At 64.3% G+C, this 24837-nt stretch carries 21 protein-coding genes; 15 read left to right on the plus strand and 6 right to left on the minus strand.

The window, feature by feature from the left end:
- Positions 1-126: 126 nt before the first annotated feature.
- Together KFE19_11105 and KFE19_11110 are read left to right on the plus strand one after the other, a co-directional pair.
- Positions 127-945 (plus strand): polysaccharide deacetylase family protein, encoded by an 819-nt coding sequence (locus KFE19_11105; protein ID QUO36956.1) that lies wholly within the window; start codon positions 127-129, stop codon positions 943-945.
- Positions 946-1123: 178 nt separating this feature from the next.
- Positions 1124-2101, plus strand: a complete 978-nt coding sequence (locus KFE19_11110) for an XRE family transcriptional regulator (GenBank protein QUO36957.1) — start codon at positions 1124-1126, stop codon at positions 2099-2101.
- A 42-nt stretch (positions 2102-2143) separates the two neighbouring features.
- Here the strand turns inward: KFE19_11110 and KFE19_11115 are convergent, their stop codons facing one another.
- Both KFE19_11115 and KFE19_11120 read right to left on the minus strand, forming a co-directional pair.
- Complete coding sequence (locus KFE19_11115; GenBank protein QUO36958.1) at positions 2144-2443, minus strand: hypothetical protein; 300 nt, start codon at positions 2441-2443, stop codon at positions 2144-2146.
- A gap of 90 nt (positions 2444-2533) precedes the next feature.
- On the minus strand, positions 2534-4192 hold the full coding sequence (locus KFE19_11120) for a ribonuclease J (GenBank protein ID QUO36959.1): 1659 nt from the start codon (positions 4190-4192) through the stop codon (positions 2534-2536).
- 432 nt (positions 4193-4624) lie between these two features.
- Between KFE19_11120 and KFE19_11125 the strand changes: the two genes are divergently transcribed.
- From KFE19_11125 to KFE19_11180, 12 genes are all read left to right on the plus strand, one after another.
- Complete coding sequence (locus tag KFE19_11125) at positions 4625-5650, plus strand: substrate-binding domain-containing protein (protein QUO36960.1); 1026 nt, start codon at positions 4625-4627, stop codon at positions 5648-5650.
- A gap of 135 nt (positions 5651-5785) precedes the next feature.
- Positions 5786-7780, plus strand: a complete 1995-nt coding sequence (locus KFE19_11130) for a DHH family phosphoesterase (GenBank protein QUO36961.1) — start codon at positions 5786-5788, stop codon at positions 7778-7780.
- A 31-nt stretch (positions 7781-7811) separates the two neighbouring features.
- A complete protein-coding gene (gene rplI / locus KFE19_11135; protein QUO36962.1) occupies positions 7812-8261 on the plus strand; it encodes a 50S ribosomal protein L9 in 450 nt (149 codons plus the stop codon).
- A 47-nt stretch (positions 8262-8308) separates the two neighbouring features.
- The gene (dnaB, locus tag KFE19_11140) at positions 8309-9661 is read left to right on the plus strand and encodes a replicative DNA helicase (GenBank protein ID QUO36963.1); all 1353 of its coding nucleotides are present in this window, start codon (positions 8309-8311) and stop codon (positions 9659-9661) included.
- Positions 9645-11006 carry a tRNA lysidine(34) synthetase TilS gene (tilS, locus tag KFE19_11145; GenBank protein QUO36964.1) on the plus strand — a complete coding sequence of 454 codons (1362 nt, stop codon included), beginning with the start codon at positions 9645-9647 and terminating at the stop codon, positions 11004-11006. The genes dnaB and tilS overlap by 17 nt, the downstream gene beginning before the upstream one ends.
- Entirely contained in the window at positions 10996-11550 is a 555-nt protein-coding gene (gene hpt, locus KFE19_11150; GenBank protein ID QUO36965.1) for a hypoxanthine phosphoribosyltransferase, read from the plus strand. Before tilS ends, hpt begins: the two co-directional genes overlap by 11 nt.
- Positions 11551-11615: 65 nt before the next feature.
- The gene (ftsH, locus tag KFE19_11155) at positions 11616-13481 is read left to right on the plus strand and encodes an ATP-dependent zinc metalloprotease FtsH (GenBank protein ID QUO36966.1); all 1866 of its coding nucleotides are present in this window, start codon (positions 11616-11618) and stop codon (positions 13479-13481) included.
- A 373-nt stretch (positions 13482-13854) separates the two neighbouring features.
- Entirely contained in the window at positions 13855-15075 is a 1221-nt protein-coding gene (locus tag KFE19_11160) for an ABC transporter substrate-binding protein (GenBank protein QUO36967.1), read from the plus strand.
- Between the two features lie 148 nt (positions 15076-15223).
- Entirely contained in the window at positions 15224-16099 is an 876-nt protein-coding gene (locus KFE19_11165) for a branched-chain amino acid ABC transporter permease (protein QUO36968.1), read from the plus strand.
- Between the two features lie 107 nt (positions 16100-16206).
- Complete coding sequence (locus tag KFE19_11170) at positions 16207-17451, plus strand: branched-chain amino acid ABC transporter permease (protein ID QUO39605.1); 1245 nt, start codon at positions 16207-16209, stop codon at positions 17449-17451.
- Positions 17444-18286: an ABC transporter ATP-binding protein gene (locus KFE19_11175; protein QUO36969.1), complete on the plus strand. Its 843-nt coding sequence runs from the start codon at positions 17444-17446 to the stop codon at positions 18284-18286. Before KFE19_11170 ends, KFE19_11175 begins: the two co-directional genes overlap by 8 nt.
- A complete protein-coding gene (locus tag KFE19_11180; GenBank protein QUO36970.1) occupies positions 18279-18992 on the plus strand; it encodes an ABC transporter ATP-binding protein in 714 nt (237 codons plus the stop codon). The genes KFE19_11175 and KFE19_11180 overlap by 8 nt, the downstream gene beginning before the upstream one ends.
- A 62-nt stretch (positions 18993-19054) precedes the next feature.
- Here the strand turns inward: KFE19_11180 and KFE19_11185 are convergent, their stop codons facing one another.
- The gene (locus tag KFE19_11185) at positions 19055-19303 is read right to left on the minus strand and encodes a helix-turn-helix transcriptional regulator (GenBank protein QUO36971.1); all 249 of its coding nucleotides are present in this window, start codon (positions 19301-19303) and stop codon (positions 19055-19057) included.
- Between the two features lie 136 nt (positions 19304-19439).
- Between KFE19_11185 and KFE19_11190 the strand changes: the two genes are divergently transcribed.
- Positions 19440-19589 carry a hypothetical protein gene (locus KFE19_11190; protein ID QUO36972.1) on the plus strand — a complete coding sequence of 50 codons (150 nt, stop codon included), beginning with the start codon at positions 19440-19442 and terminating at the stop codon, positions 19587-19589.
- Between the two features lie 1048 nt (positions 19590-20637).
- Here KFE19_11190 and KFE19_11195 read toward each other — a convergent pair.
- The 3 genes from KFE19_11195 to arcA form a co-directional block, all read right to left on the minus strand.
- A complete protein-coding gene (locus tag KFE19_11195; protein QUO36973.1) occupies positions 20638-22026 on the minus strand; it encodes a YfcC family protein in 1389 nt (462 codons plus the stop codon).
- A 12-nt stretch (positions 22027-22038) separates the two neighbouring features.
- Positions 22039-23037 carry an ornithine carbamoyltransferase gene (gene argF, locus KFE19_11200; protein QUO36974.1) on the minus strand — a complete coding sequence of 333 codons (999 nt, stop codon included), beginning with the start codon at positions 23035-23037 and terminating at the stop codon, positions 22039-22041.
- Positions 23038-23557: 520 nt separating this feature from the next.
- Positions 23558-24781, minus strand: a complete 1224-nt coding sequence (arcA, locus tag KFE19_11205) for an arginine deiminase (GenBank protein ID QUO36975.1) — start codon at positions 24779-24781, stop codon at positions 23558-23560.
- Between the last annotated feature and the right edge of the window lie 56 nt (positions 24782-24837).

Below are 24837 nucleotides of genomic sequence, written 5' to 3' on the forward strand. Positions count from 1 at the left end.
TGTTCACAGTTGGTTCATGAAAGAAAAAAAGGGGCAGGCTATGATGAGGCAAATCCGCCGGCGCGTCCAGTGCACCGGCGGCGAAAAAACACGCCCGGCGGGGCGGGTTCGGAGAGGAGATCAGCCATGAAAAGACAGGGAACACGGCGGGCGGCGCTGGTGATGACGGCGCTGCTGCTGGCTTCGGCGGCCTTCTGGAGCGCCGCCCTGCGCCAGGCGCCGGTGCCGGCAAAATACGCCCTGCCGGTCCTGATGTACCATCATCTGGTGGCGGACGGGGAACCTTGCAACGATGTGACCGTCACCGCGGGCCGCATGGAGGAGGATCTCAAGTGGCTCCGGGACAACGGATATCACACAGTGCTGCCGCGGGAACTGGCCGATGGGGAGGACCCGCCGAAAAAGGCGGTGCTGCTGACCTTTGACGACGGCTACCGCAGCAACTATCAGCTGCTTTACCCGCTGTTGGAAAAATACCGGATGAAGGCTGTGATTTCCATTATCACCTGCATGCCGGACCTGCCTGCCGACAATTTCCTCTCCTGGGACATGTGCCGGGAGATGACCGATTCCGGCCTGGTGGAGATCGGCTCCCATACCAATCACCTGCACAATTTGGGAGACCGGGGCGGCTGCTTCGACCCGGACGGGATCAACGGCATCCAGCGGGACCCGGCGGAGAGCGACGAAGAGTTCCGCGCCCGGGTCCTGGATGATATCCAGAAAAGCTACGACCGCATTACCTGGGAGGTGGGGCGGCCCTCCTTTTTCGCCTATCCCTTCGGCGTGGTCGAGCCGGAGGCGGAGGAGCTGGTTGCGGAACTCTTCCCGGTGACGGCGGTCACCCGCCCCGGTATCACAGATCTGCGGAAGGGAACCCGCCAGATGCTTCGGCTGACGGTGACCATGGACACGCCGCTGGAGAAGCTGCTCAAGAGAACTTAACCCCAGGTTAAGAAATGCCCGCAGGGGTTGAACAGCCGTCGGTTGCCGGGGGCGCTTGGGCCTGCTATGATGGAGCCATCCGGAAGAGGAGGGCTACCGCATGAAGATTCACCAGATCATCCGTACCCGGCGGCAGGCCCTGGGCCTGACCCAGGAGTAGCTGGCGGGAAAGCTGGGGGTGTCGGCCCCGGCGGTCAACAAGTGGGAGCGGGGCAATTCTTACCCTGATATCACGCTGCTGCCGGTACTGGCCCGGACCCTGGGAGTGGATCTCAACACCCTGCTGTCCTTTCAGGAGGATCTGACGGAGCGGGAGATCGGAGAATTTCTGTGCCGCCTCCACCAGGAGGGGCGGCAGCGGGGCTGCGCCGCCTTTGCCCTGGCGGAGGAAAAGCTCCGGGAATTTCCCGGCAGCGACCGCCTGGCGTACAGCGCAGCCGGGCTGCTGGCGGGCATTCTGGCCCTGTACCCCGGCGGGGACGAGGCGGAGCGGACCGTCTGGCAGGGGAAGATCGACGCCCTCTATGACCGCGTCCTCCACAGCGCCGACGCCCGGCTTCGGGAGTGGGCCGCTTACACGGCGGCCAACCGGTGCATGGGCCAGGGAGAGCTGGACCGGGCGGAGGAGCTGCTGAGCGGCCTGTCCGACACCCACCGGTCCAAGCGGGAGGCCCTGGCGTCCCTGCGGCGGAAACAGGGGCGGACGGAGGAGGGCTGGACACTGCTGGAGCGGGAGCTGTTCGACCGGGCCCACGCCATCGAGAGCATCCTGCTGACCATGGCGGACTGGGCCATGGCGGAGGGCGATCGGGACCGGGCCCAGGGGCTGACGGATACGGCGGAGCGGGCCGGAGCGGTGCTGGACCTGTCGGACTACGCGGTGGTGTCTGCGCCCTTTCAGCTGGCTGTGGCGGAGCGGGACGGCACTCGGGTCCTTGCCCTGCTGGAACGGCTCTTTTGCAGCCTGACGGCGCCCTGGGACCTGAGCGGGTCCCTGCTGTACCGCCACCTGAACACCAAGGAGGACGCCGGAGAGGGACGGGGCGCTCTGATCCCCTGCCTGCTGGAGCAGATCGAGGCGGACCCGGACTGCGCCTTTCTGAGGGAACTGCCGGAGTATGCCGGCCTGACGGCGCGCTGGCGGCCAAAGGCATGAGAAAAGCGGAGGGACGAAAGTCCCTCCGCTTTTTTGCCCGGCTCAAAAGACCCGGTCGCCGCTCTGGAAGCCCAGGCCCGGGTGGAAGTCGAACTTCACCGCGCCCACGGCCACCTGGGGCCCCACGGCCCGCTGGATGCGGGCGATGCCCTCGTTGCCGAACCCGGCGCACAGCTCGATGGCGGTGACGCCCGCGGCCGCCAGCTGCCGGGCGGCGGCTTCCGCCTCGTCATAATTGCGGCAGCCCACCACGTTGAGGTTCACGCTTCCGGTGGGGACCACGGCCCGGGTGTCCGGACCGGCGTCGCCCGCCAGAAAAAGAAACGCGGCCTCCAATGCCATAACAAACAGCTCCTTTCGAAATTCGGATCGGTAAGCGGATGTACGGAAAAACCGGGGGCGCCGGAGGGCGCCCCCGGAGGGTGCGTTTGCTTACAGGCGGGTCACCACGGGGATGACCATAGGATTGCGCTTGGTAGTTTTGAAGAGGTAGCTGCTGACCGCGGACTTCACTGCGCCCTTGAGCTCCCCGTCGTCCCGGCTGCGCTTGCGGGTCACGCCCTCGGCGGCGTCCATGGCCACATTTTGCAGCTCCTTCATCAGGTCCCCGGACTCCTTGACATAGATGAAGCCCCGGGTGATGATCTCCGGCTGGCTCAGCAGCGCGCCGTCGTGGCTGGAGACGGGCATCACGACCACCACCATGCCGTCCTCGGCCAGGCGCTTGCGGTCCCGCATGACCACGGCGCCCACGTCGCCCACGCCGGAGCCGTCCACATACACCTCGCCGGCGGGAACGGTGCCGCCCAGCTTCATGGTCTTGCCGGTGATCTCGATGACGGAGCCGTTCTCCGCGATGGCGATGTGGTTGCGGTCCATGCCCATCTGCTGGGCCACCTGGGAGTGGATCTGCAGCATCCGCTGCTCGCCGTGGAGGGGGACGAAGAAACGGGGCTTCGTCAGGGCGTGGATGATCTTCAGCTCCTCCTGGCAGGCGTGGCCGGAGACATGGAGCATGTCGGCCCGGTCGTAGATGACCTTCACGCCCTTGCGGAACAGCTCGTTGATGACCCGGCCCACGGTGACCTCGTTGCCGGGGATGGCGGAGGCGGAGATGATGACCTTGTCCCCGGCGCCCAGCTCCACCTGCTTGTGGGTAGAGAAGGCCATGCGGTACAGGGCGCTCATCTCCTCGCCCTGGGAGCCGGTGGTGACGATGACCTGCTTGTTCTTGGGCAGACCCTTGATCTTGTTGATGTCCATGAGGGTGTTTTTGGGCACCTTCATGTAGCCCAGTTCCGTGGAGACCTTCATCATGTTCTCCATGGACCGGCCCGTCACGGCCACCTTCCGGCCGCAGGCGGCGGCGGCGTCCAGCACCTGCTGGATCCGGTGGACGTTGGAGGCGAAGGTGGTGACGATGATCCGCTCCTCGCAGTTCTGGAACTGGCGGGCGAAGGTGGCGCCCACGGTCTTTTCCGAGGGGGTGAAGCCGGGCCGCTCCACGTTGGTGGAGTCGGCGCACAGGCACAGCACGCCCTCCTTGCCCAGTTCGCCCAGGCGGGCCAGATCGATGACCTCCCCGTCGATGGGGGTGGAGTCGATCTTGAAGTCGCCGGTGTGGACCACGGTGCCCATCTTGGTGTGGATGGCGAAGGCCACGGAGTCGGCGATGGAGTGGTTCACATGGATGAACTCCACGTTGAACTTGCCGGCCCGGACGGTCTTGCCGGGCTCCACGGTGATGAGCTTGGTGGATTTGACCAGGCCGTGCTCCTCCAGCTTCAGCTTGATGAGGCCTGCCGTGAAACGGGTGCAGTAGATGGGCAGGTTGATCTGCTTGAGCACGTAGGGGATGGCGCCCACATGGTCCTCGTGGCCGTGGGTGATGAAGAGACCACGGATCCGGGCGCGGTTTTTGATGAGATAGGTGACGTCGGGGATGATGCAGTCGATGCCGTACATGTCGTCCCCGGGGAAGGCCATGCCGCAGTCCACCACGATGATCTCGCCGCCGTACTCATAGGCGGTCATGTTCTTGCCAATCTCGTCCAGACCGCCCAGGGGAATGATTTTCAGTTTTTCTGCCATAGTGTTGATAATACTCCTTTGAAATACAAAATATGTAGATATCCTCCCTGGTACGCGGACATGTGGGCGCGATCCGCCCTGCAGACGCCAAAAAGGCGCACGCAAAGAAGAGACGCCCGTTGCCTGTGCGGCCCCGTTTCGCCGCCAGGGGTTCGGTCACGTCATGCAGTCGTTCCATATGGAGGTTTTATTTAACTGATGCAGAGGTCCGCTCCGCTTCAGTGAAATACGGAAAAAGTGCGGAAAAGCGGTTGCTTCTCGACGCGAAATTTGATATGCTGTCAGGTGTGGCGCTCACGTCTGACGGGGCCTTTTGCCAACGGCAGGAAAGAGCTTCCACATGATACTTTGCACTATTATACCACAGGAAACCGAATTTGTATACATCATTTTTTGAAGCGGTTTTTCCCTGCGGAGAGAGGAGGCGGCCGGATGCGCGCCACCATCAAAATGATCGCGGAGCAGGCCGGTGTCTCCATCGGCACCGTGGACCGGGTGCTCCATAACCGGCCTTATGTGAAGCCGGAGGTGCGGGAGCGGGTCCTCCAGGTGATGGAGGAGCTGGACTACCGCCCTAACCGTATGGCCAGCGCTCTGGCCCTCAGCGGTACCAGCCGCCGCTTCGCGGTGGTCCAGCCCGCTTGGGAAGGCTACGTGGGCGACGCCATTGCCGCCGGCATCAGTAAATTCCGGGAGGAGCGGCGGGACTACAACCTCTCCGTGGCGGTGCGGACCTACCGCCAGGGCCGGACGGCGGAGTGCCTGCGGCATTTGGAGGAACTGGCGGCAGAGGGCGTTCAGGGCATCGCGCTGTGCGCCTCGGACTGTCCCGCTGTCCGCCAGGCGCTGGCGGACCTGTCCCGCCGGCGGATCCCGGTGGTGACCTTCAACTCTGATATCGCCGGGGCGGAGCGGCTGTGCTTCGTGGGGGAAAACGCCCACCGGGCCGGCCGCCTGGCCGGGGAGATCGCCTCCAAATTCCTGGGGCCGGAGGACCGGGTGCTGCTGGTCTACGCCGGGCCGGAGTACGCCGGCCACAAGGGCCGGGCGGACGGGTTTTTGGACCGGTTGGGGGAGCTGGGCTTTCCCCGGGCGGGCGTACGGATCGCCGCCACCCACGAGGACTATGATGAGACGCTGGCGGCGGTGAGCGCCGCCCTGGCGGAGGACCCGGGGCTGCGGTGCATCTACATGGCCAACCGCAGCGTCACCGCCTGCGCCGAGGCCCTGCGCCGGGCGGGCCTGGCCGGAAAGGTGCGATTGCTGGCCCACGACAACAGCCCGGAGATCCGGGCGCTGCTGCGGGAGGGCGTGTTGGATTTCACCATCGATCAGAACCTGTCCTATCAGACCCGGAAGGCCCTGTCGGTGCTGTTCGACGCCGTGCTGGAGCACAAGCGTCCCCAAAAGGACAGCTACTATCCCGACAGTCCCATCCTCACCGCAGAAAACTGCTGAACCTTCCCCGGAGGGCACTGCTCTCCGGGGCTTTGCGCGCCCGGGAGCGGGCGGTTTTAACAGTTGCACCTTCCGGGGAAAACTGATATACTGATATATCTATAAATATGCTTTTGCGGCAAAGGAGAATCTCTTATGACAAACAAAAAGCTCTCCCGCCTGCTGGAGCCCAATCTGAAGCTGTATTTTCTGTGTATGGTGATCTTTGCCATCGCCACCGCTTGGGTGCATGTGCTGCTGGGCCTGATCCAGCTGTGCGCCATCGGCGGACTGTACCTGTATTTCACCAGCAGCAGCAAAAAGCGCCGCCAGGGGATCATACAGTACATTGATAACCTGACCGGCAGCGTGGACACCGCCAGCAAGTCCACTCTCATCAACTCTCCTCTGCCCATCATGGTGTTCCGGCCGGACACCGGGGAGGTCATCTGGAGCAATGAGAACTTCCTCCAGCTGGCCGGCGTCCGGGAGCACCTCTTTGAGATGAAGGTGGAGGACGCGGTGCCGGACTTCTCCGTCCAGTGGCTGCTGGAGGGCAAGCAGGAGTGCCCGGTGCGGGTGTACATGAACAGCCGCCGCTTCCGGGTCTACGGCAGCCTGGTCCGGGCCAAGGGCCGGGGCGAAGAGCAGAACCTGGTGGCCACCACCTACTGGGTGGATACCACCGAGGCCGACGCCATCCAGGAAAAGTACGCGGCCACCCGGACCGTGGCGGCGATTTTGATGCTGGACAACTACGAGGACCTGATGAAGGCCTGCGCCGACACCGCCCGCAGCGCCGTTCTGGCCCAGATCGACGAAAAGCTCAACAGCTGGGCCGCCGCCGGACAGGGGCTGCTGCTGAAAACCGAGCGGGACCGGTATCTGTTCCTCTTCGAGGAGCAGCACTATCAGCATTTCGTGGAGGAGAAATTCTCCATTCTGGATGCCATCCGGGATATCAAGGTGGGCGAGGGCGTCCACCCCACCCTCTCCATCGGCATCGGCCGCAGCGCCGAGAGCATGGAGGAGCTGTACAAAAACGCCAACTTGTCCCTGGAGATGGCCCTCAGCCGCGGCGGCGACCAGGCGGTGGTCCGCGGCAAGGTGGACTTTGAGTTCTACGGCGGCCGCAGCAAGGCCACGGAGAAGCGCACCAAGGTCAAGTCCCGGGTCATGGCCAACGCCCTCAGCGAGCTGATCGCCGATGCCACTCAAATCTATATCATGGGTCACAGCTTTGCGGACATGGACGCCGTGGGCGCCGCGGCGGGCCTTTGCTGCATCGCCCGGAAGCGGGGCAAGCGGGCCCAGGTGGTCATCGATCTGGAGCGCAACGCCGCCAAGCCGGTTCTGCAGAAGCTGCGGGCCCTGCCGGAGTATGAGAATGTGTTCACCACCGGCGGCGACGCCTTTTTGAAGATGCAGCCCGGGGCCCTTCTGATCGTGGTGGATACCAACCGCCCCGATTTGGTGGAGGATCCCCAGCTGCTGGAGTCCTGCAACCGGGTGGCGGTCATCGACCACCACCGCCGGGCGGCCACCTACATTGAAAACGCGGCCTTCAGCTTCCATGAGCCCTATGCCTCCTCCGCCTCGGAACTGGTGACGGAGCTGCTGCAATATCTGGTAGACGCCACAGACCTGCTGCGGGAGGAGGCGGAGAGCCTGCTGGCCGGCATCGTGCTGGACACCAAGCACTTTACGCTCCGCACCGGCGGACGCACCTTTGAGGCGGCGGCCTTCCTGCGGCGGGCCGGCGCCGACACCACCGATGTCCAGCGCCTGTTCCAGAACGACCTGAGCGAGATGGTCTCCCGCTACGACATCATCCGCCGGGCGGAGATGTACCGGGACAGCTTCGCCATCGCCGTCATCCCCCAGGACGGGGTGGACCGCGTCGCGGCGGCCCAGGCGGCGGACGAGCTGCTGGGCCTCAAGGGGGTCAAGGCCTCCTTCGTGCTGTTCAAGAGCGGCCCCAATGTGCAGATGTCCGCCCGGTCTTTGGGTGAGATCAATGTCCAGGTGATCCTGGAGGCCCTGGGCGGCGGCGGAAATTCCACCACCGCCGGAGGCAAGGCGGAAAACTGCGATGTCCTCACCGCCCGGGAAAAGCTGACGGAGGCCATCGACGCGTATTTTGAGAAGTGATCCGGCCGGATCACGGTAAGGAGACAGTAGTATGAAAGTGATTTTACAGCAGGATGTGAAGGGCCAGGGCAAGAAGGGCCAGATGGTGGAGGTCTCCGAGGGCTATGCCCGGAACTTCCTTCTGCCCCGGAAGCTGGCCATCGCCGCCACCACGGACGCCATCAACACCATGAACCTCAAGGAGAAGGCCCGCAAGGCCGAGGAGGCCCGCCAGAAGGCGGAGGCGGAGGCCACCGCTGAAAAGCTCAAGGAGTGCATGGTGAAGCTCACCGCCAAGGCCGGCAGCGGCGGACGGCTCTTCGGCGCCGTCACCACCAAGGAGATCTCCGACGGGCTCAAGGCCCAGTTCGGACTGGACATCCCCAAGCAGAAGCTGGTGCTGGAGGACCCCATCAAGTCCTTCGGCAGCTATCAGGTGAAGGCCAAGCTGGGCTTTGAGGTGACGGGGACGGTGTACGTCTCCGTGTTCGAGGAGAAGTGAGCGGGGGCGCAGGGCCCCTGAACGACCATACCGGGAGGTGAACGTCCATGGCCAATGAAGATCTGCTGCTGCGGCAGATGCCCCACTCCCTGGAGGGCGAGCAGGCGGTCCTGGGCTCCATGCTGATCGACGCCGGCTGCGTCAAGGACGTCATGGACAAGCTGCGGCCGGACGACTTCTACCTGCGGCAGAACCGGGAGATCTTTGAGACCATCTACTCCATGTTCTCCTATGCCAAGCCCATCGACGGCATCACCGTCTGCGAGGAGATGCAGCGGCTGGGCACCTACGACCCCCAGACCACCCGCTCGTATCTGGCCCAGCTGATGGAGATCACCCCCACCAGCGCCAACGTCATGGAGTACGTGGCCATCGTCCGGGACAAGGCCCTGCTGCGGGGCGTTGCCCAGGCGGCGGCGGAGATCACAGCCCTGGTGCAGGAGGGCGTGGGCGGCGCCGGGGAGATCCTGGAGGCGGCGGAGCAGAAGGTCTACGCCGTCCGCCGGGGCCAGAGCGCCCAGGACATGGTCCCCCTGCGGCAGGTGCTGCCGGAGGTGCTGGACCGCCTGGGCGAGATGAGCGAGAGCGACTCCCGCCTGCCCGGCCTTTCCACCGGTATGTCCGCCGTGGACCAGAAGATCACGGGCCTGAACAAGTCGGACCTCATTCTGCTGGCCGCCCGGCCCGGCATGGGCAAGACCTCCATGGCGCTGAACATGGCGCTGAACGTGGCCAAGAGCACCCACCGGACGGTGGCGGTGTTCTCCCTGGAGATGTCCCGGGAGCAGCTGGCCATGCGGCTTTTAAGCGCCGAGGCCCTGGTGGAGAACAACCGCCTGCGGACCGGCTCCCTGCGGGAGACCGACTGGGAGAAGATCGCCGGCGCCGCTACGGTGCTGAACCGGGTGGACATCCGGATCGACGACAACCCCATGCTGTCGGTGGCGGACATGAACGCCAAGTGCCGGCGGCTGGACAACCTGGCCCTGGTGGTCATCGACTATTTGCAGCTGATGACCTCCGCCGGCGGCCGGGGATACAGCGGCGAGAACCGCCAGCAGGTGGTCTCCGATATCTCCCGAATGCTCAAGATCATGGCCAAGGAGCTCAACGTCCCCGTGATCTGCCTGAGCCAGCTCTCCCGTGCCAACGAGAAGCGGGAGGACAAGCGGCCCATGCTGTCGGATCTGCGCGAGTCCGGCGCCATCGAGCAGGACGCGGACATCGTTCTGTTTTTGTACCGGGACGACTATTATAACGAGGACTCGGAGAAGCATAATATTGCCGAGTGCATCGTGGCAAAGAACCGCCACGGCGAGACCGGCAAGGTGGAGCTGCGGTGGATGCCGGAGTATACCACCTTCTCCACATTGGATACGAGATATGACGACGAGGAGTGAGCTCTCCGCTGCCGGGGCCTTCCTGGCGGAGCGGATGCCTGCGGGGGGGCGGGTGCTGTGCGCCGTCTCCGGCGGGCTGGACTCCATGTGCCTGCTGCACTATTTGGATACCTGGGGACGGCGGCACGGCTTTTCCGTGGGCGCCGCCCACTTCAACCACCGCCTGCGGCCCGCCGCGGACCGGGACGAGGACTTTGTCCGGGACTGGTGCGCCGGGCGGAGCATCCCGTTTTACGATGGTTCCGGCCAAGTCCGCGGCCTGGCTGAAAACCTGGGCCTCTCTCTGGAGGAGGCCGGGCGGAAGCTGCGGTATGACTTCCTGCGGAAGACGGCGGAGCGGGAGGGCTTTTCAGCCGTCCTCACCGCCCACCACGCCGGCGACAACGCCGAGACCATGCTACTGAACCTGATCCGGGGCACGGGCCTCAAGGGCCTTTGCGGCATCCCGCCGGAGCGGGACATCATCCTGCGGCCCTTTCTGGGCCTGAACCGGGAGGAGCTGGCCGCCTACGCCGCCGCCCACGGCATCCCCCATGTGGAGGACGAGACCAACGCCGACCCGGACGCCGCCGCCCGGAACCTGCTGCGGCTGAAGGTGCTGCCGCTGCTGCGGCAGCTCAATCCCCGGGCCGAGGCCCATATGGCCCGCACCGCCGCGCTCCTGCGGGAGACGGACGGGGGACTGACGGATCTGACGGAGCGATACCTGCGCGCCGCCTCGGTCCAGCCGGGACGGGTGACGGTCCCCCTGGGAAAGCTGGCGGAGGTGCCGGACTTTCTGCGGCCGAAGGTGCTGCTGGGGCTGTTCGACCTGCTGGGCGCGGGGCGGAAGGACATCGGCGCCGTCCACCTGGAGGCGCTGCAGGCGCTGTGGAACAGCCATGGCAACGACGCCCGCATCAGTCTGCCCCACGGCGTTACAGCCCGCCTGGCAGCCTCCCGGCTGATCCTGGAGACGCTGCCGCCGCCCCCTTCCCGGGCGGAGCTGGTGGAGGGCTGTCCCCTGCGATGGGGCGATTACACGCTGACTCTGCTGGACCGGAGAGCCGGGGCGGGACTGCCCCTGCGGCCCGGGCCGGAGCGGGTGGCCGTGGGCCCCTGCGACGGTGGGGCGCGGCTGACCCTGCCGGAGACCCATGGCGGCGGCCGCACGGTGAAGCGGCTGTGCCTGGACCGGGGGATCTCCCTGGCGGAGCGGGACCGGCTGCCCGCCGTCTACGCGGGAGACCGGCTTGCCGCCGTGTGGCGGCTGGGTGTGGATACGGAATTTCTGCCGGAGGGGGAGGGCCCCTGCCGGTTCATTCAAATTTTGAAACATACAGAGGAGAACAGCCATGAGAAGTGAGATGGAGAAGGATATCCTGAAGGTGCTGGTCACGGAGGAGGAGATCAAAGCCCGTATTGCCGAGATGGGCGAGACGCTGTACGAACAGTTCCACGACCGCGATCCGCTGTTTTTGGGTGTCTTGAAGGGGTCGTTCGTGTTTATGGCGGATCTGGTCCGGGCCTGCCAGGTCAAAAGCGACGTGGAGTTCATCGCCGTCAGCTCCTATCAGAACGCCACCGTGTCCTCCGGCCGGGTGCAGATCACCCATGATCTCCAGCAGGACATCACCGGCCGCCATCTGATCATCGTGGAGGACATTCTGGACTCCGGCAACACCCTGGCCTTTTTGAAGGACTACTTCCTGACCAAGGGTGCCGCCTCTATCACCATCGTGACGCTGCTGGATAAGCCCTCCCGCCGCACCAAGGCCATCACCGCGGATCTGGCCGGCTTCACGGTGCCGGACGAATTCGTGGTGGGCTATGGGCTGGATTACTGCCAGCAGTACCGGAACGTGCCCTATATCGGCGTTTTGAAACCGGAGGTCTACTCCAACCACTGATCCGCTCCAGCAGAGGGAACGGATTTTCCGGCCGGCACGGGCCGGCAGGAAAAGGGGGATTATTTGTGACGAGACAATACAAGCGCTCCAACCTGAGCTTCGCCCTGCTGGCGCTGGTGATTTTGCTGTGCGTCAGCTGGCTGTGGCAGGCGGACATGCGGGAGCAGCAGGTCGATTACTCCCAGATGCGCCAGCTGTTTTTGCAGGAGAAGGTGGAGGCGTTTACCATCGACAGCGGCGGCATGCTGACCATGCAGCTGCGTCAGGCGGTGGACGGCAGCGAGATCGTCCGCTACCAGCTCTACGACTTCCAGCTGTTCTATGATGACTTCAACGATCTGGTTCAGGAGCAATACGCCAAGGGCGTCATCACCGCCTACGACTACCCGGACCCGGAGAGCACCAACTGGCTGGCTCTGCTGCTGCCCTATGTGCTGGTGGCGGCGGTGCTGGCGGTGTTCTGGTACTTCATGATGGCCCGGGCTCAGGGGGGCATGGGGCCGGACAAGATGGCCAAATTCGGCTCCGCCCGGACCCGGACCCTGACGGACAAGGACAAGAAGGTCACCTTCGAGGACGTGGCCGGCGCCAACGAGGAGAAGGAAGAGCTCCAGGAGATCGTGGAGTTTTTGAAGGACCCCAAGCGCTTCATCGCACTGGGGGCCCGGATCCCCAAGGGCGTGCTGCTGGTGGGCCCTCCGGGCACCGGCAAGACCCTGCTGGCCAAGGCCGTGGCGGGAGAGGCCGGCGTGGGCTTTTTGTCCATCTCCGGCTCCGACTTCGTGGAGCTGTACGTGGGCGTGGGCGCCAGCCGCGTCCGGGACCTGTTTGACCAGGCCAAAAAGACCGCCCCGGCCATCGTGTTCATCGACGAAATCGACGCCGTGGGCCGCCAGAGAGGCACGGGCCTGGGCGGCGGCCACGACGAGCGGGAGCAGACCCTCAACCAGCTGCTGGTGGAGATGGACGGCTTTGCCGCCAACGAGGGCGTGGTGGTCCTGGCGGCCACCAACCGCGCTGACGTGCTGGACCCGGCGCTGCTGCGGCCCGGCCGCTTCGACCGGCAGATCTACGTGGGTCTGCCGGACATCAAGGGACGGGAGGAGATCCTGAAGGTCCACGCCAAGGGCAAGCCCCTGGCGGAGGACGTGGACCTGCGCAAGCTGGCTCAGGGCACGCCGGGCTTCACCGGTGCGGACCTGGAGAACCTCATCAATGAGGGCGCGCTGCTGGCCGCCCGCCGCAAGCGGAAATTCATCACCATGGGGGACCTGAAAGAGGCGGAGATCAAGGTCATCGCCGGCCCGGAGAAGAAGAGCCGGGTGATTCCCCAGCACGAGCGGGAGCTGACCGCCTATCACGAGGCGGGCCACGCCGTGGTCATGCACGCCCTGCCGGACCACGACCCCGTCACCCAAATCAGCATCGTTCCCAGAGGGCAGGCCGGCGGCATGACCATTTCCCTGCCGGAGGAGGACCGGTCCTACCTCTCCAAGCGGTATATGGAGGACCAGATCGTGGCGCTGCTGGGCGGCCGGGTGGCCGAAAAGCTGTGCCTGGGGGATATCTCCACCGGAGCCAGCAACGACATCCAGCGGGCCAGCCAGATCGCCCGGAAGATGGTGGCCTCCTACGGCATGAGCGACAAGATCGGCACGGTCTCCTTCGAGTCCGGACACGACGAGGTGTTCATCGGCCGCACCATGACCCAGGGCCGCAGCTACTCCGAGGCGGTGGCCGCTCAGATCGACGAGGAGGTCAAGGCCTTGGTGGCCAAGGCCTACGCCCGGTGCCAGGAGATCCTGGAGGCCAGCCGCGACAAGCTGGAGGCGGTGGCGTCGTATCTGCTGGAGCATGAGACCATGGAGCAGGAGGACTTCCTGGCCGTCTTTGGTGAGACGCCCAAGCCCCTGCCGGAAAGCACACGGTAAGAAGGAATAAGAGCGCCGCCGGAAGTTTCCGGCGGCGCTTTTGCGCTCCCTGCGGAATAAGGGCTACAACAAAGGAAAAGACTAGAGACCGGGAAAAAACCATCTTTTTTAAAAGGGGCCGACCGGCAGAATCACCAAAACGCCTGTCTCTGATACGCGGACAGCTGACCGCCGATTTTTCCTGCCAGTTCGCGGCTGTCTCCCGTACGGGGACAAATGAACGGCTTGGACGGAGAAAATCAGCCGTTTTTTGGAAAAGCGACGGCTTCTTTCTGGTGATTATTCATCTTGCATTGCATGGAAAAACCTCGTAAAATGATACCCATGCTGTGGGAGAAGTCCCGCGCAACCCAAAAACAGGAGGATGAAAAGAATGAAAAAGATCTTTGCGCTGCTGCTGACGCTGGCCATGGTCCTGGGTCTGCTGGCCGGCTGCGGCGGCACTTCCGGCGATTCCGCTGCCAGTGACGATGCTGCCCAGAGCGGCGAGACCGCCACCGGCGACAAGGTTGTCCGCATCGGCGTGTTCGAGCCCGCTACCGGCGACTCCGGCCCCGGCGGCAAGCAGGAGATGCTGGGCATGCAGTACGCCAACAAGGAGACCCCCACCGTGGACATCGGCGGCGAGACCTATACGGTCGAGCTGGTCTACGCCGACAACGGCTCCGACTCTTCCAAGGCCATCACCGCCGCTTCCGAGCTGGTGAGCAAGGACGTTTCCCTGGTCCTGGGCTCCTATGGCTCCGGCGTGTCCATCGCCGCCGGTCCCACCTTTGACGAGGCGGGCCTGGCCGCCATCGGCGTCACCTGCACCAACCCCCAGGTGACCGCGGGCAACGACTACTACTTCCGCATCTGCTTCCTGGATCCCTTCCAGGGCACCGTCCTCGCCAACTTCGCCCAGGAGAAGTTCTCCGCCAAGAAGGCGTATCTGCTGGGCGAGCTGGGCAACGAGTATGACCAGGGCCTCATCACCTACTTCGAGCAGGCCTTTACCGCCGCCGGCGGCTCCGTGGTGAAGGATTCCTTCCCCACCAACACCTCTGACTTCACCACCTATCTCAACAAGGCCAAGAGCGAGGGCTGCGAGGTCATCTTCTGCCCCGTGTCCATTGCCTACTCCACCCAGATCGTGGCGCTGGCCAAGTCCATGAACCTGGAGATCCCCATTCTGGGCTCCGACACCCTGGACAGCAACATGGTCCTGGAGGCCGCCGCCGATTCCAACGTGCAGATCTACTGCTCCACCTTCTACCAGGAGGGCGGTTCTCCTGAGTTCGACGAGGGCATCAAGGCCTGGCTGAACGAGGATTCCACCGCCATGACCAACAACGGCGGCAACGACACCATCGCCGCCGTCACCGCCATGGGCTATGACGCCTACTATGTGGCGCTGGAGGCTCTGAAGGCCGCCGGTTCCACCGATCCCGCCGCCGTGAAGGCCGCTCTGCCTTCCGTCACCTATACCGGCGTGTCCGGCGCCATCGCCTTCGATGAGATCGGCGACGCCATCCGCGACACCGCCTATATCAAGACCGCGGACAATGCCAATGTGGCCTGGACGCTGGAGACGGTGCAGACCGTTGCCGGCTGATCCCTGAACCCGACGCCTGGCGGGGGCGCGCCCCCGCCAGGCGGTTCTTGCTTTGCTGGGGCCGCCTCGAAAGCAGCCGAGTGTTCCCCGGCCCTTTTCGAGACGGTCCTGACTTGTAAACTGATAAAAAGAAAGGGGAGGATTTTCCGTGCAATACGGCATCTCCATCCTGCTCTCCGGCATTTCGCTGGGAGGCCAGTACGCCCTGATCGCCATTGGATACACGCTGGTGTACGGCATCCTGCGCCTGATCAACTTCGCCCACGGCGACGTGTTCATGGCCGCGGGCCTTATGATGGTGTATCTCAGCGCCAGCATGCCCCTGGCCGTGTCCGCGCCGCTGATGATCGTGCTGGTGGTGGCCCTGGGCTTCTTCATCGAGCGGGCGGCCTACAAGCCCCTGCGCACCGCGCCCCGGATGAGCGTCATGATCTCTGCCATCGGAGTGAGCTATCTGCTCCAGAACTTTGCTACCTATATCACCGGCGGCCTTCCCCAGATGTACCCCTCCATTCCCGGCCTCTCCGGCCAGGTCACCATCGCGGGCGTGTCCACCAAGTGGGTCACCGTGGTTACCCCGGTGCTGGTGGTGGTGCTGGTCATCGCCCTGACCCAGCTCATCAACCACACCAAGATCGGCATGGCCATGCGGGCGGCCTCCCGGGACTTTGAGACGGCGCAGCTCATGGGCATCAAGATCAACTCCGTGATCTCCTTCACCTTCGTTATCGGGTCCTTCCTGGCGGCGGTGGGCTCCATGCTGTATTTCACCAACTACCAGTCCATCGTGCCTCTGTCCGGCGCCCTGCCGGGCCTGCGGGCCTTCGTGGCGGCGGTGTTCGGCGGCATCGGCTCCATCCCCGGCGCCGTGGTGGGCGCCTTCCTGATCGGCATTTCCGAGAGCGTCATCAAGGGCTCCGACTGGTCCGTGTTCTCCGATGCGTTCACCTTCGCGCTGCTGATCATCATTCTGGTGGTGAAGCCCACCGGATTGTTCGGTGAGAAGATCACCGACAAAGTGTAAGGGAGGGATCAACTGTGCTGCAAGAAAAGAAAAGCAAGCGGGGCACGCTGGTGGTCCTTCTGTGCACCGTGGCCTTGCTGGCCCTGGTGATCCTGCTGGAGAACACCATGAAGTCCACCCACATGCTCTTCACCGTGCTGAAAAAGGGCGCGGTATACGCGGTGGTGGCTTCCTCCATGAACCTGCTCAACGGCTTTACCGGCCTGTTCTCTCTGGGCCAGTCCGGCTTCATGCTGCTGGGCGCCTACACCTACGCCATCCTGACCATCCCTGTGGCGGCCCGGGAGAGTGTGTACTATATCTACCAGGGCTCCGCCATCAACTTCTCCCTGCCGGAGCTCTTCGGCGGCGGCGCCGTGGGCCTTGTGATCGGCGTGCTGCTGGCTCTGATCCTCTCCGGCATCGTGGCGGCCGCCGTGGCGTGGCTGATCGGCTTGCCGGTGCTGCGGCTGAAGTCCGACTATCTGGCCATCGCCACCCTGGGCTTCGGCGAGATCATCCGGGCCATCTTCCAGTGGGACAAACTGGGCCCCGTCACCAACGGCGCCAACGCCCTCAAGAGCTTCCCCACCTTCTCCAGCTTCAACATCGAGCTGCCGGGCTTCGCCCTGCGCCTGTCCACCTTCGTGCCCTTCCTGCTGGGGGCGCTGTGCATCGGCGGCATCCTGCTGCTCATCAACTCCACCTACGGCCGGGCCTTCAAGGCCATCCGGGACGATGAGGTGGCCGCCGAGGCCATGGGCATCAACCTCTCCCGCCACAAGCGGCTGGCCTTCTGCATCAGCTCCTTCTTCGCCGGGGTGGGCGGCGGCATGTTCGCCATGTTCGCCAACCAGGCCCAGGCCAAGACCTTCACCACGGCCATGACCTACGAGATTTTGCTGATCGTGGTCATCGGCGGCATCGGCTCCATCTCCGGCAGCTGCATCGCCGCCTTCCTGTACGTGGCCGCCAGCGAGTGGTGGCTGCGGTTTTTGGACACCAGCGTCACCTTCACCTCTCCCGCCGATCCCCGGCGCATCGCCTTCATTGCCATCTATGCCATCGTGGTGGTGGGCGGCGCCGTGCTGCTGATCCTCCGGGACCGCAGGGGCGAGAAGGTTTTGTGGAAGGAGATCGTCACAGGCGTGGTGGCCCTGGCCCTCATGGGCTGGCTCGCCATGTACCTGGCCGGCGGTTCCATGACCATGCCCTTCCTGCGCAACGGCTTCCGCATGGTGGTGTTCTCCCTGGTCATCATGGTGGTGGTGCTGTTCTTCCGCCGCGGCCTCATGGGAGACAAGGAGCTGCCGGACCTGTTCCGCAGAAAAAGACCCGCCAAAGCGGTGAAGGGAGGCGGCGCCAATGGCTGAGAACGTGCTGAAAGTAGAAAATGTCACCATGCAGTTCGGCGGCGTGGTGGCCGTGGACAATATGAACCTCTCCATCGACAAGGGGGAGATCGTGGCATTGATCGGGCCCAACGGCGCCGGCAAGACCACCGCCTTCAACGTGGTCACCGGCGTATACCAGCCCACCAACGGCGCCGTCTGGTTCCAGGGGGAGAAGATCGTGGAGAATCACCCCCAGGGCAAGATGCGCGCCATGTACAAGGGGGAGCACGCCGGGGAGTACACCCACGTCATCGCCCCTACCCCCGACAAGATCACCCAGCTGGGCATGGCCCGGACCTTCCAGAACATCCGGCTGTGGAAGTCCCAGACCGTGTTCGATAACGTCCTGATCGCCAAGCACTGCTGCACTCACACCAACTTCCTCTCCGCCACCTTCCGCCTCAACCGGAAGGAGGAGGCGGAGCAGCGCCGGAACGTGGAGCAGCTGCTGGAGACCGTGGGACTGCTGGACGTGAAGGACGAACTGGCCACCTCCCTGCCCTACGGCAAGCAGCGGCGGCTGGAGATCGCCCGGGCCCTGGCGGCGGAGCCGAAGCTGCTGCTGCTGGATGAGCCGGCGGCGGGCATGAACCCCCAGGAGACCGACGAGCTGACGGCCTTCATCGGCCAGATCCGGGATCAGTTCGGCCTGACGGTGTTCCTGATCGAGCACCACATGGATCTGGTCATGGACATCTCCGACCGCATCTACGTGCTGGACTTCGGCAAGCTGATCGCCGAGGGCACGCCGGCGGAGATCCAGAACAATCAGCGCGTCATCGACGCGTATCTGGGGGTGGCGGAAGATGCTTAAAATCGAAAACCTCCACGTCAGCTACGGCGGCATCCAGGCCCTCCGGGGCATCTCTCTGGAGGTGCCCGACGGCAAGATCGTCACGCTGATCGGCGCCAACGGCGCCGGCAAGTCCACCACCCTGCGCACCATCACCGGCCTGGTGAAGGCCAGCGCCGGGTCCATCCTCTGGAACGGCCAGGAGCTGCTGGGCAAGCCCATCGACAAGATCGTCTCTGCCGGCATCGCCATGAGCCCCGAGGGGCGCCGGGTCTTTGCGGACCTGACGGTGGTGGAGAACCTGAAGATCGGCGCATACCTCCGCAAGGACAAGGCGGAGATCGAGAAGGACCTCAAGTGGGTCTACGAGCTGTTCCCCCGTCTGGAGGAGCGCAGCTGGCAGCTGGCCGGCACCCTCTCCGGCGGCGAGCAGCAGATGCTGGCCGTGGGCCGGGCGCTGATGTCCCGCCCCAAGCTGATGATGCTGGATGAGCCCTCCCTGGGCCTTGCGCCCCTGGTGGTGCAGGACATCTTCTCTATCATCCGGGAGATCAACCGCCAGGGCGTCACCGTGCTGCTGATCGAGCAGAACGCCAACATGGCGCTGAAGATCGCGGACCTGGCCTACGTGCTGGAGACGGGACACATCACCATGTCCGGCACCGGCGCGGAGCTGCTTGCCAACGAGAAAGTGAAAGAAGCGTATCTGGGCAAGCACCGGAACTGAGAAACGCAAAGACCCGCCCGGTCCCACAGGGGGCCGGGCGGGTTTCATTTGTCAAACGGGTGTTATTCTTCAAAGAGTTTGGAGGCGGGGACGTCCAGAACCTGGGCGATCTTGAACAGCATGTAGAGAGAGGGCGCATGGATGCGGTCGCTGTTGTTGGATTCCAACTGACTGAGAAAACTCCAACTGCATCCGACCTCATCGGCCAGCTGCTCCTGAGTCCAGCCCTTTCTCTTTCGATAATAGGCGATCCGCAGGCCCAGCAGCCGGTATTGTTCCCGGAATTCCTCTTTGTTCTCGCTCGTCCGCATCCAATCACCACCTTTTGTGCTTTCCATGGTATCATGGACAGAAAAGAATTTTTATATGCTATAATCATTGAAATATATGTAAATAGCAGATATAATGTGGATATCAAAACAGAAAGCGGGTGGGTTTTTGAAAACTGTGGAGTTAAACGTGGAGGAGTACCTGTACGCCTTTTACGAGAAAGTGGCGGCGCAGGCCGGGCGGAGCACCGAGCAGGTCATGGCCGACGCCCTGTTCCGGTTTGCCGGAGAGGCCGCCGCGGGGGCCATGGAGCGGGCGCGGAAGTGAGGGCGCCGTCCCGGGGACGCAGCTTCCCTGCGGGGATGCGCCCCCATTCTCTTTTGCCGCGGCAAAAGAGAACCCTCCAGAGGGGCTTCTCTTGTCCCTTCGGGACAATTCACCTTCCGCGCCGCGCCCGGTGTAAGAGAAAAACGCCGGGACGAACAGGAGGGCCGCCGGGCCCTCCTGTTCGTGACGACGGGGGCGTGCGGATCGGTCGGGTTATCCCCGCCGGCCCCGGCGTCCCTGCGTCCCGCCCCGGCAGTTGAAGAGCCTGGCTCCCACATAACCATCCTGGCCGGATCGTTGGGGTGCTGAACGCATTTGCCTCTGCTTCTCTTTCCGCGCGTTCCGTTCCGCTGCGCACTGCCGGGGCATTTGGGGAGAAGCCGCCGGTTGGGCGGCTGCCGTGGGCGTTTTCGATGGAAATAAAGCGCCGGTTTTTGCGAGGGGAGAAAACGACTGCGGTCCAAAGCGGCTGCCGCTTTCACGGCAGGTCCCGTCCCCACGGGGACGGCTCACTGCGACCGCCGGGGCAGCGCGCAGCGAAGCGGAACGCGCGGGAGCAGAATTGCGCCAATTTGGTTCTCCATCCCATCCGCCTCAGCGGCAGGTCCTGTGCCTGCCGTGAACAGCTCACCGCGACCACCGGGGCAGCGCGTAGCGGAGCGGAACGCGCGGGAGTAGAAATACGCCAATTCGGTTTTGCGTCCCGTCCGCCCACCCAAGGCCGTTATGCGGGGATGCAGTTCTTCGCGGGACGGGTCCGGCGCAGGGACGGCGGGGCCACCGACGCCTGCCGGACCGATTCGCACGACCCCCGTTACACGAAAGGGCGGCCCAAAAGGGCCGCCCTTTCGTCCAAGCGGTTTTCTTTTGACCGGCCGCGGCCGTTTTCTTTTGCCGCCAGCAAAAGAAAATGGGGGCGGATCCCTGCAGGGAACCCGCGGTCCTTCCCTGCCTGCCGGAAAAAGGCGGGGAGGTGCAAGCGGCTCCTCATCCGTGATTTGCGGTACAAATGCCGACTTCCCCGGAGGGGACGGGCTCCGTGGGACAATCACCCCAGCCAGACTCCCAGCACCAAAAACGCCAGGGTCAACAGCAGAAAGTAAAGGATCAGCTTCCACACATACTTGACCCACCGGTCGTAGGGCACGTGCCCCAGGGCCAGGGCGCCCATGACCACCGCCGCCGTGGGGGTGATGATGTTCACCAGGCCGCTGGCGGACTGGAAAGCCGTCACCACCAGGTCGCCGCCCACGCCGGCAAACCGGCCCAGGGGCGCGATGATGGGGATGGACAGCGTGGCCAGCCCCGAGGAGGAGGGGATCAGGATGGTCAGGGGCAGGTAGATCAAAAACACCAGCAGCACGAAGCTGACGGGCCCGGCGCCGCTGAGGGCCGTCTCGCCCCAGTGGAGCACCGTGTCGGTGATGTTGCCGTCGTTCATCAGTACGGTGATGCCCCGGCTGATGCCGATGATGAAGGCCACGCCTAAAAGGTCCGCGCAGCCGGCCACGAAGGTCTCCACCAGGGTCTCCTCGCTCATGCGGTCCATGAGCCCCACGATCACGCCGCCCACCAGGAACAGCGCGCTGAGTTCCGGGAACCACCAGCCGAGAGACGGCAACGGCAGCCCCATCTCGTCAAAGGGAATCACGCCGTAGGTCATGGTCAGGAACACCAGGGCGAACACGACCAGGATGGCCTTGCGGCGGGCGGTGAGGGGCGGCGGAGCCTCCATGCTGACCTGGAGCTTGCCCGCGCCCACGCCCACCACGGACCGGGAGGGGTCCCGCTTGACCCGGGCGGCGTAGGCGGAGACGAACCAGATGGCGGCGCCCTCAAAGACGATCCACTGCAAAAGCCGCAGCAAAATGCCGTCTCCCAGGGACACTCCCGCAAAGCCCGCGGCGATGCCGGTGGCGAAGGGATTCACCGTGGAGGCGATGACGCCGGCCCCGGCTCCCAGCAGGATCACGCTGATGCCCACCACCGCGTCGTAGCCCGCTGCCAGGAACACCGGGATCAGCAGGGGATAGAAGGCCATGGTCTCCTCCCACATCCCGTAGGTGGTGCCGCCCAGGCCGAAGAAGATCATGAGAATGGGGATCAGCCACTTCTCCCGGCCGCCCAGCAGCCGGATGACCCCGGCCACTCCGGCATCGATGGCGCCGGTTTTCATGACCACGCCCAGAAAGCCGCCCACCGTCAGAATGAACAGACACACGTCCACGGCGTCATAGAAGCCGGAGAAGGACGCCTTGAGCACGTCGCCCACGCCCCGGGGATTGGCCGGGACGGCGTGGTAGGTGCCCGCCACCGGCACGCCGTCCGCGTACTCGTAGCTGCCCGCCGGGATCAGCCAGGTGGCCAGGGCCACCAGCACGATCAGCAGGAAGAGGATGGTGTAGGCCGTGGGCATCCGGAATCTGGGTTTATCCACGCCATCAGCTCCTTATTTTCCGATTGTGGCCACCAGCACGGCCTTGATGGAGTGCATCCGGTTCTCCGCCTCGTCAAAGACTACACTGTGGCGGCTGCGGAACACCTCATCGGTGACCTCCCGGATGTCCACGCCCTTGCCCTGCCACTCCTTGGCCAGCTTCGTCTCAAAGTCGTGGAAGGAGGGCAGGCAGTGGAGGTACAGCACGGCGGGGTTGCCGGTGGCTTTGATGGTCTCCTCCGTCACCCGGAAGGGGGAGAGCAGCTCCGCACGCTTGGGGATCAGATCCTCCTCGCCCATGGAGGCCCAGATGTCGCCGTAGATCACATCGGCGCCCTTGAGGGAGCTGCGGTCATCGGTGATCTCGATGACGGCGCCGGTGCCCCGGGCGATAGCCATGACCCGGTCCACCAGGGCCTTGTCCATCTCTCGGACCAGCTCCTGGGGCCCGAGGCCCACAAAGTGCATGCCCATCTTGGCGGCGCCGATCATCCAGGCGTAGCACATGTTGTTGCGCACGTCGCCGGGGAACACCACCTTTACCCGGTTCAGGGGCTTGGGGCAGTGCTCCTCAATGGTCATCATGTCCGCCAGGATCTGGGTGGGGTGGTCGGCGTCGGTCAGGCCGTTCCACACAGGGACGCCGGCAAATTTTGCCAGGTCCTCCACCACCTTCTGCTCATAGCCCCGGTACTCGATGCCGTCGAAGAAGCGGCCCAGGACCTTGGCGGAGTCCTCCAGGGACTCCTTTTTGCCCATCTGAGAGCTGCCGGCGTCCAGGTAGGTGACGTGGCCGCCCTCCTGGGTGGCCGCCACCTCGAACGAGCAGCGGGTGCGGGTGGAGGTCTTTTCAAACAGCAGCACGATGTGCTTGCCCTCCAGGGCCCGGCCGGGGATACCGGCGCGGCGCTTGGCCTTCAGGTCGTGGCCCAGGTCCAGAAGATAGCGGATCTCCCCGGGAGTGAAGTCCTCCAGGGTCAGGAAGCTGCGGCCTTTCAGATTGACTGCCATAATGTCATTCTCCTTTTTTGTTTGCAGGATGGTGCGGGGAGTCCCCCGCGGGATGCGCCCCCCATTCTCTTTTTGAAGCGTCAAAAAGAGAATGCGCCGCGCCCGGTGGAAGAGAAAAAACGCTCTGTGCCAAACCTTGCGCCGTCGGCGCAAGGTTTGGCAGATACGGGGGTCGTGCGGATCGGTGCAGCGGGCATCGGAAACCCCGTTGTCCCTGCGCCTTACCCCGGTGCTTGAAGAATCTGGTCCCCGCATGACGACTGCGGCGAATACACGGGGAGGTCAACGGATCGACCAGCGTCCCTTTTCGCTGCCGCTTGTCTGGCAGATGCCGAAGGCCTGTCAACCGGCGCTTGATGACCTGCATGGTCGCTGGGCGCTGCCCTGGCATACGCGGATGGCCGTTATGCCCGTAGGGGCGGATCCTGTATGCGCCCGTTTCTGCCGGTCGGCGGAGCGGGAGATGCGTGTCCTCCCGCCAACGGCGGATAGTGGGGCGGTTCGCTCCGGCCCCAGCCGCTCAGGGATCGTCCCGCCACAGGGGCATGGACATACAGCGGGGACCGCCCCGGCCCCGGCTCAGCTCCGCGCTGGGGATGGTGTGGACCCGGATGCCCGCCTCCTCCAGGGAGCGGTTGGTGACGTAGTTCCGGGAGTAGACCACCACCTCGCCGGGGGCGATGGCCAGGGTGTTGGACCCGTCGCTCCACTGCTCCCGGGCGGCGTCGATCTCGCTGCCCTGGCCGCAGGGGATCAGCTGGACCCGGTCCAGCTCCAGGTGCTCCTTGAGGATATCCTCCAGACGGCCGTCCTCCTGGCGGATGGTCATGCGGCGGTTCTCGTCCAGCTCCATGACGAATACGGTGATTTGCTGGAGGATGTTGGGGTGGACGGTGAACTTGTCATAGTCCACCATGGTGAACACTGTATCCAAGTGCATGAAGGAGCGGGTCTTGGGGATGTCGAAAGCCAGGAGCTTGCGGAAGGTCTTGCTCTGGGAGAGCACCGTCTCCGCCAGCTGGTCGATGGAGTCCTCCTGGGTGCGCTGGGAGATGCCCACCGCCAGCACCTGGGGCGAGAGGATCAGGATGTCGCCGCCCTCCAGGGAGGAGGTCTCGCCCCGGTCGTACCAGCGGGGGGCGGTGCGGTAGTCGGGGTGGTGCTCGAAGATGAATTTGCCGAAGAGGGTCTCCCGGTTCCGGGTGGCGGTGTGCATCTTGTGGATGGACACGCCGGTGCCGATGGTGGCAAAGGGGTCCCGGGTGAAATACAGGTTGGGCAGGGGATCCACTGCGAAGGGATAGTCGTCGCCGGCGGCGGAGAGATAGTCTCCCAGCCGGGCGCTGGAGGCACGCAGCTGGCTCTTGCGGACGCCGGCCATCATGGCCTGGACCATCTCCTTGTCCGGCAGGGCGGTGAAGAAGTCCTCCAGGCTCTCCCGGGTCCGGTCGTCCTTGACGCCGGATTCCTCCAGAAACTGGCGGATCAGCTCTTCCCGGACCTGCCCGTCGGTGAGAGACTGGACCACCAGATCCGCCAGGTATACGACTTCCACCCCTTGGCTCCGCAGGCACGCGGCAAAGGAGTCGTGCTCCCGCTGGGCCTCCCGCAGATAGGGGATGTCGTCAAACAACAGCCGCTCCAGGTATTCCGGCATCAGATTCTCCAGTTCGCCGCCGGGGCGGTGGAGCATCACCTTCCGAAGTCGTCCGATTTCGGAGGTGTTGTGAATTCCGCTTTCCAAAACGCTCACTCCTTTTTGGGTTGAAAGGATCAGGGGATTCGTTCTTTGTTAGGGTC

The organism is Dysosmobacter sp. Marseille-Q4140 (genome assembly GCA_018228705.1).
Lineage (GTDB): Bacteria > Bacillota > Clostridia > Oscillospirales > Oscillospiraceae > Oscillibacter.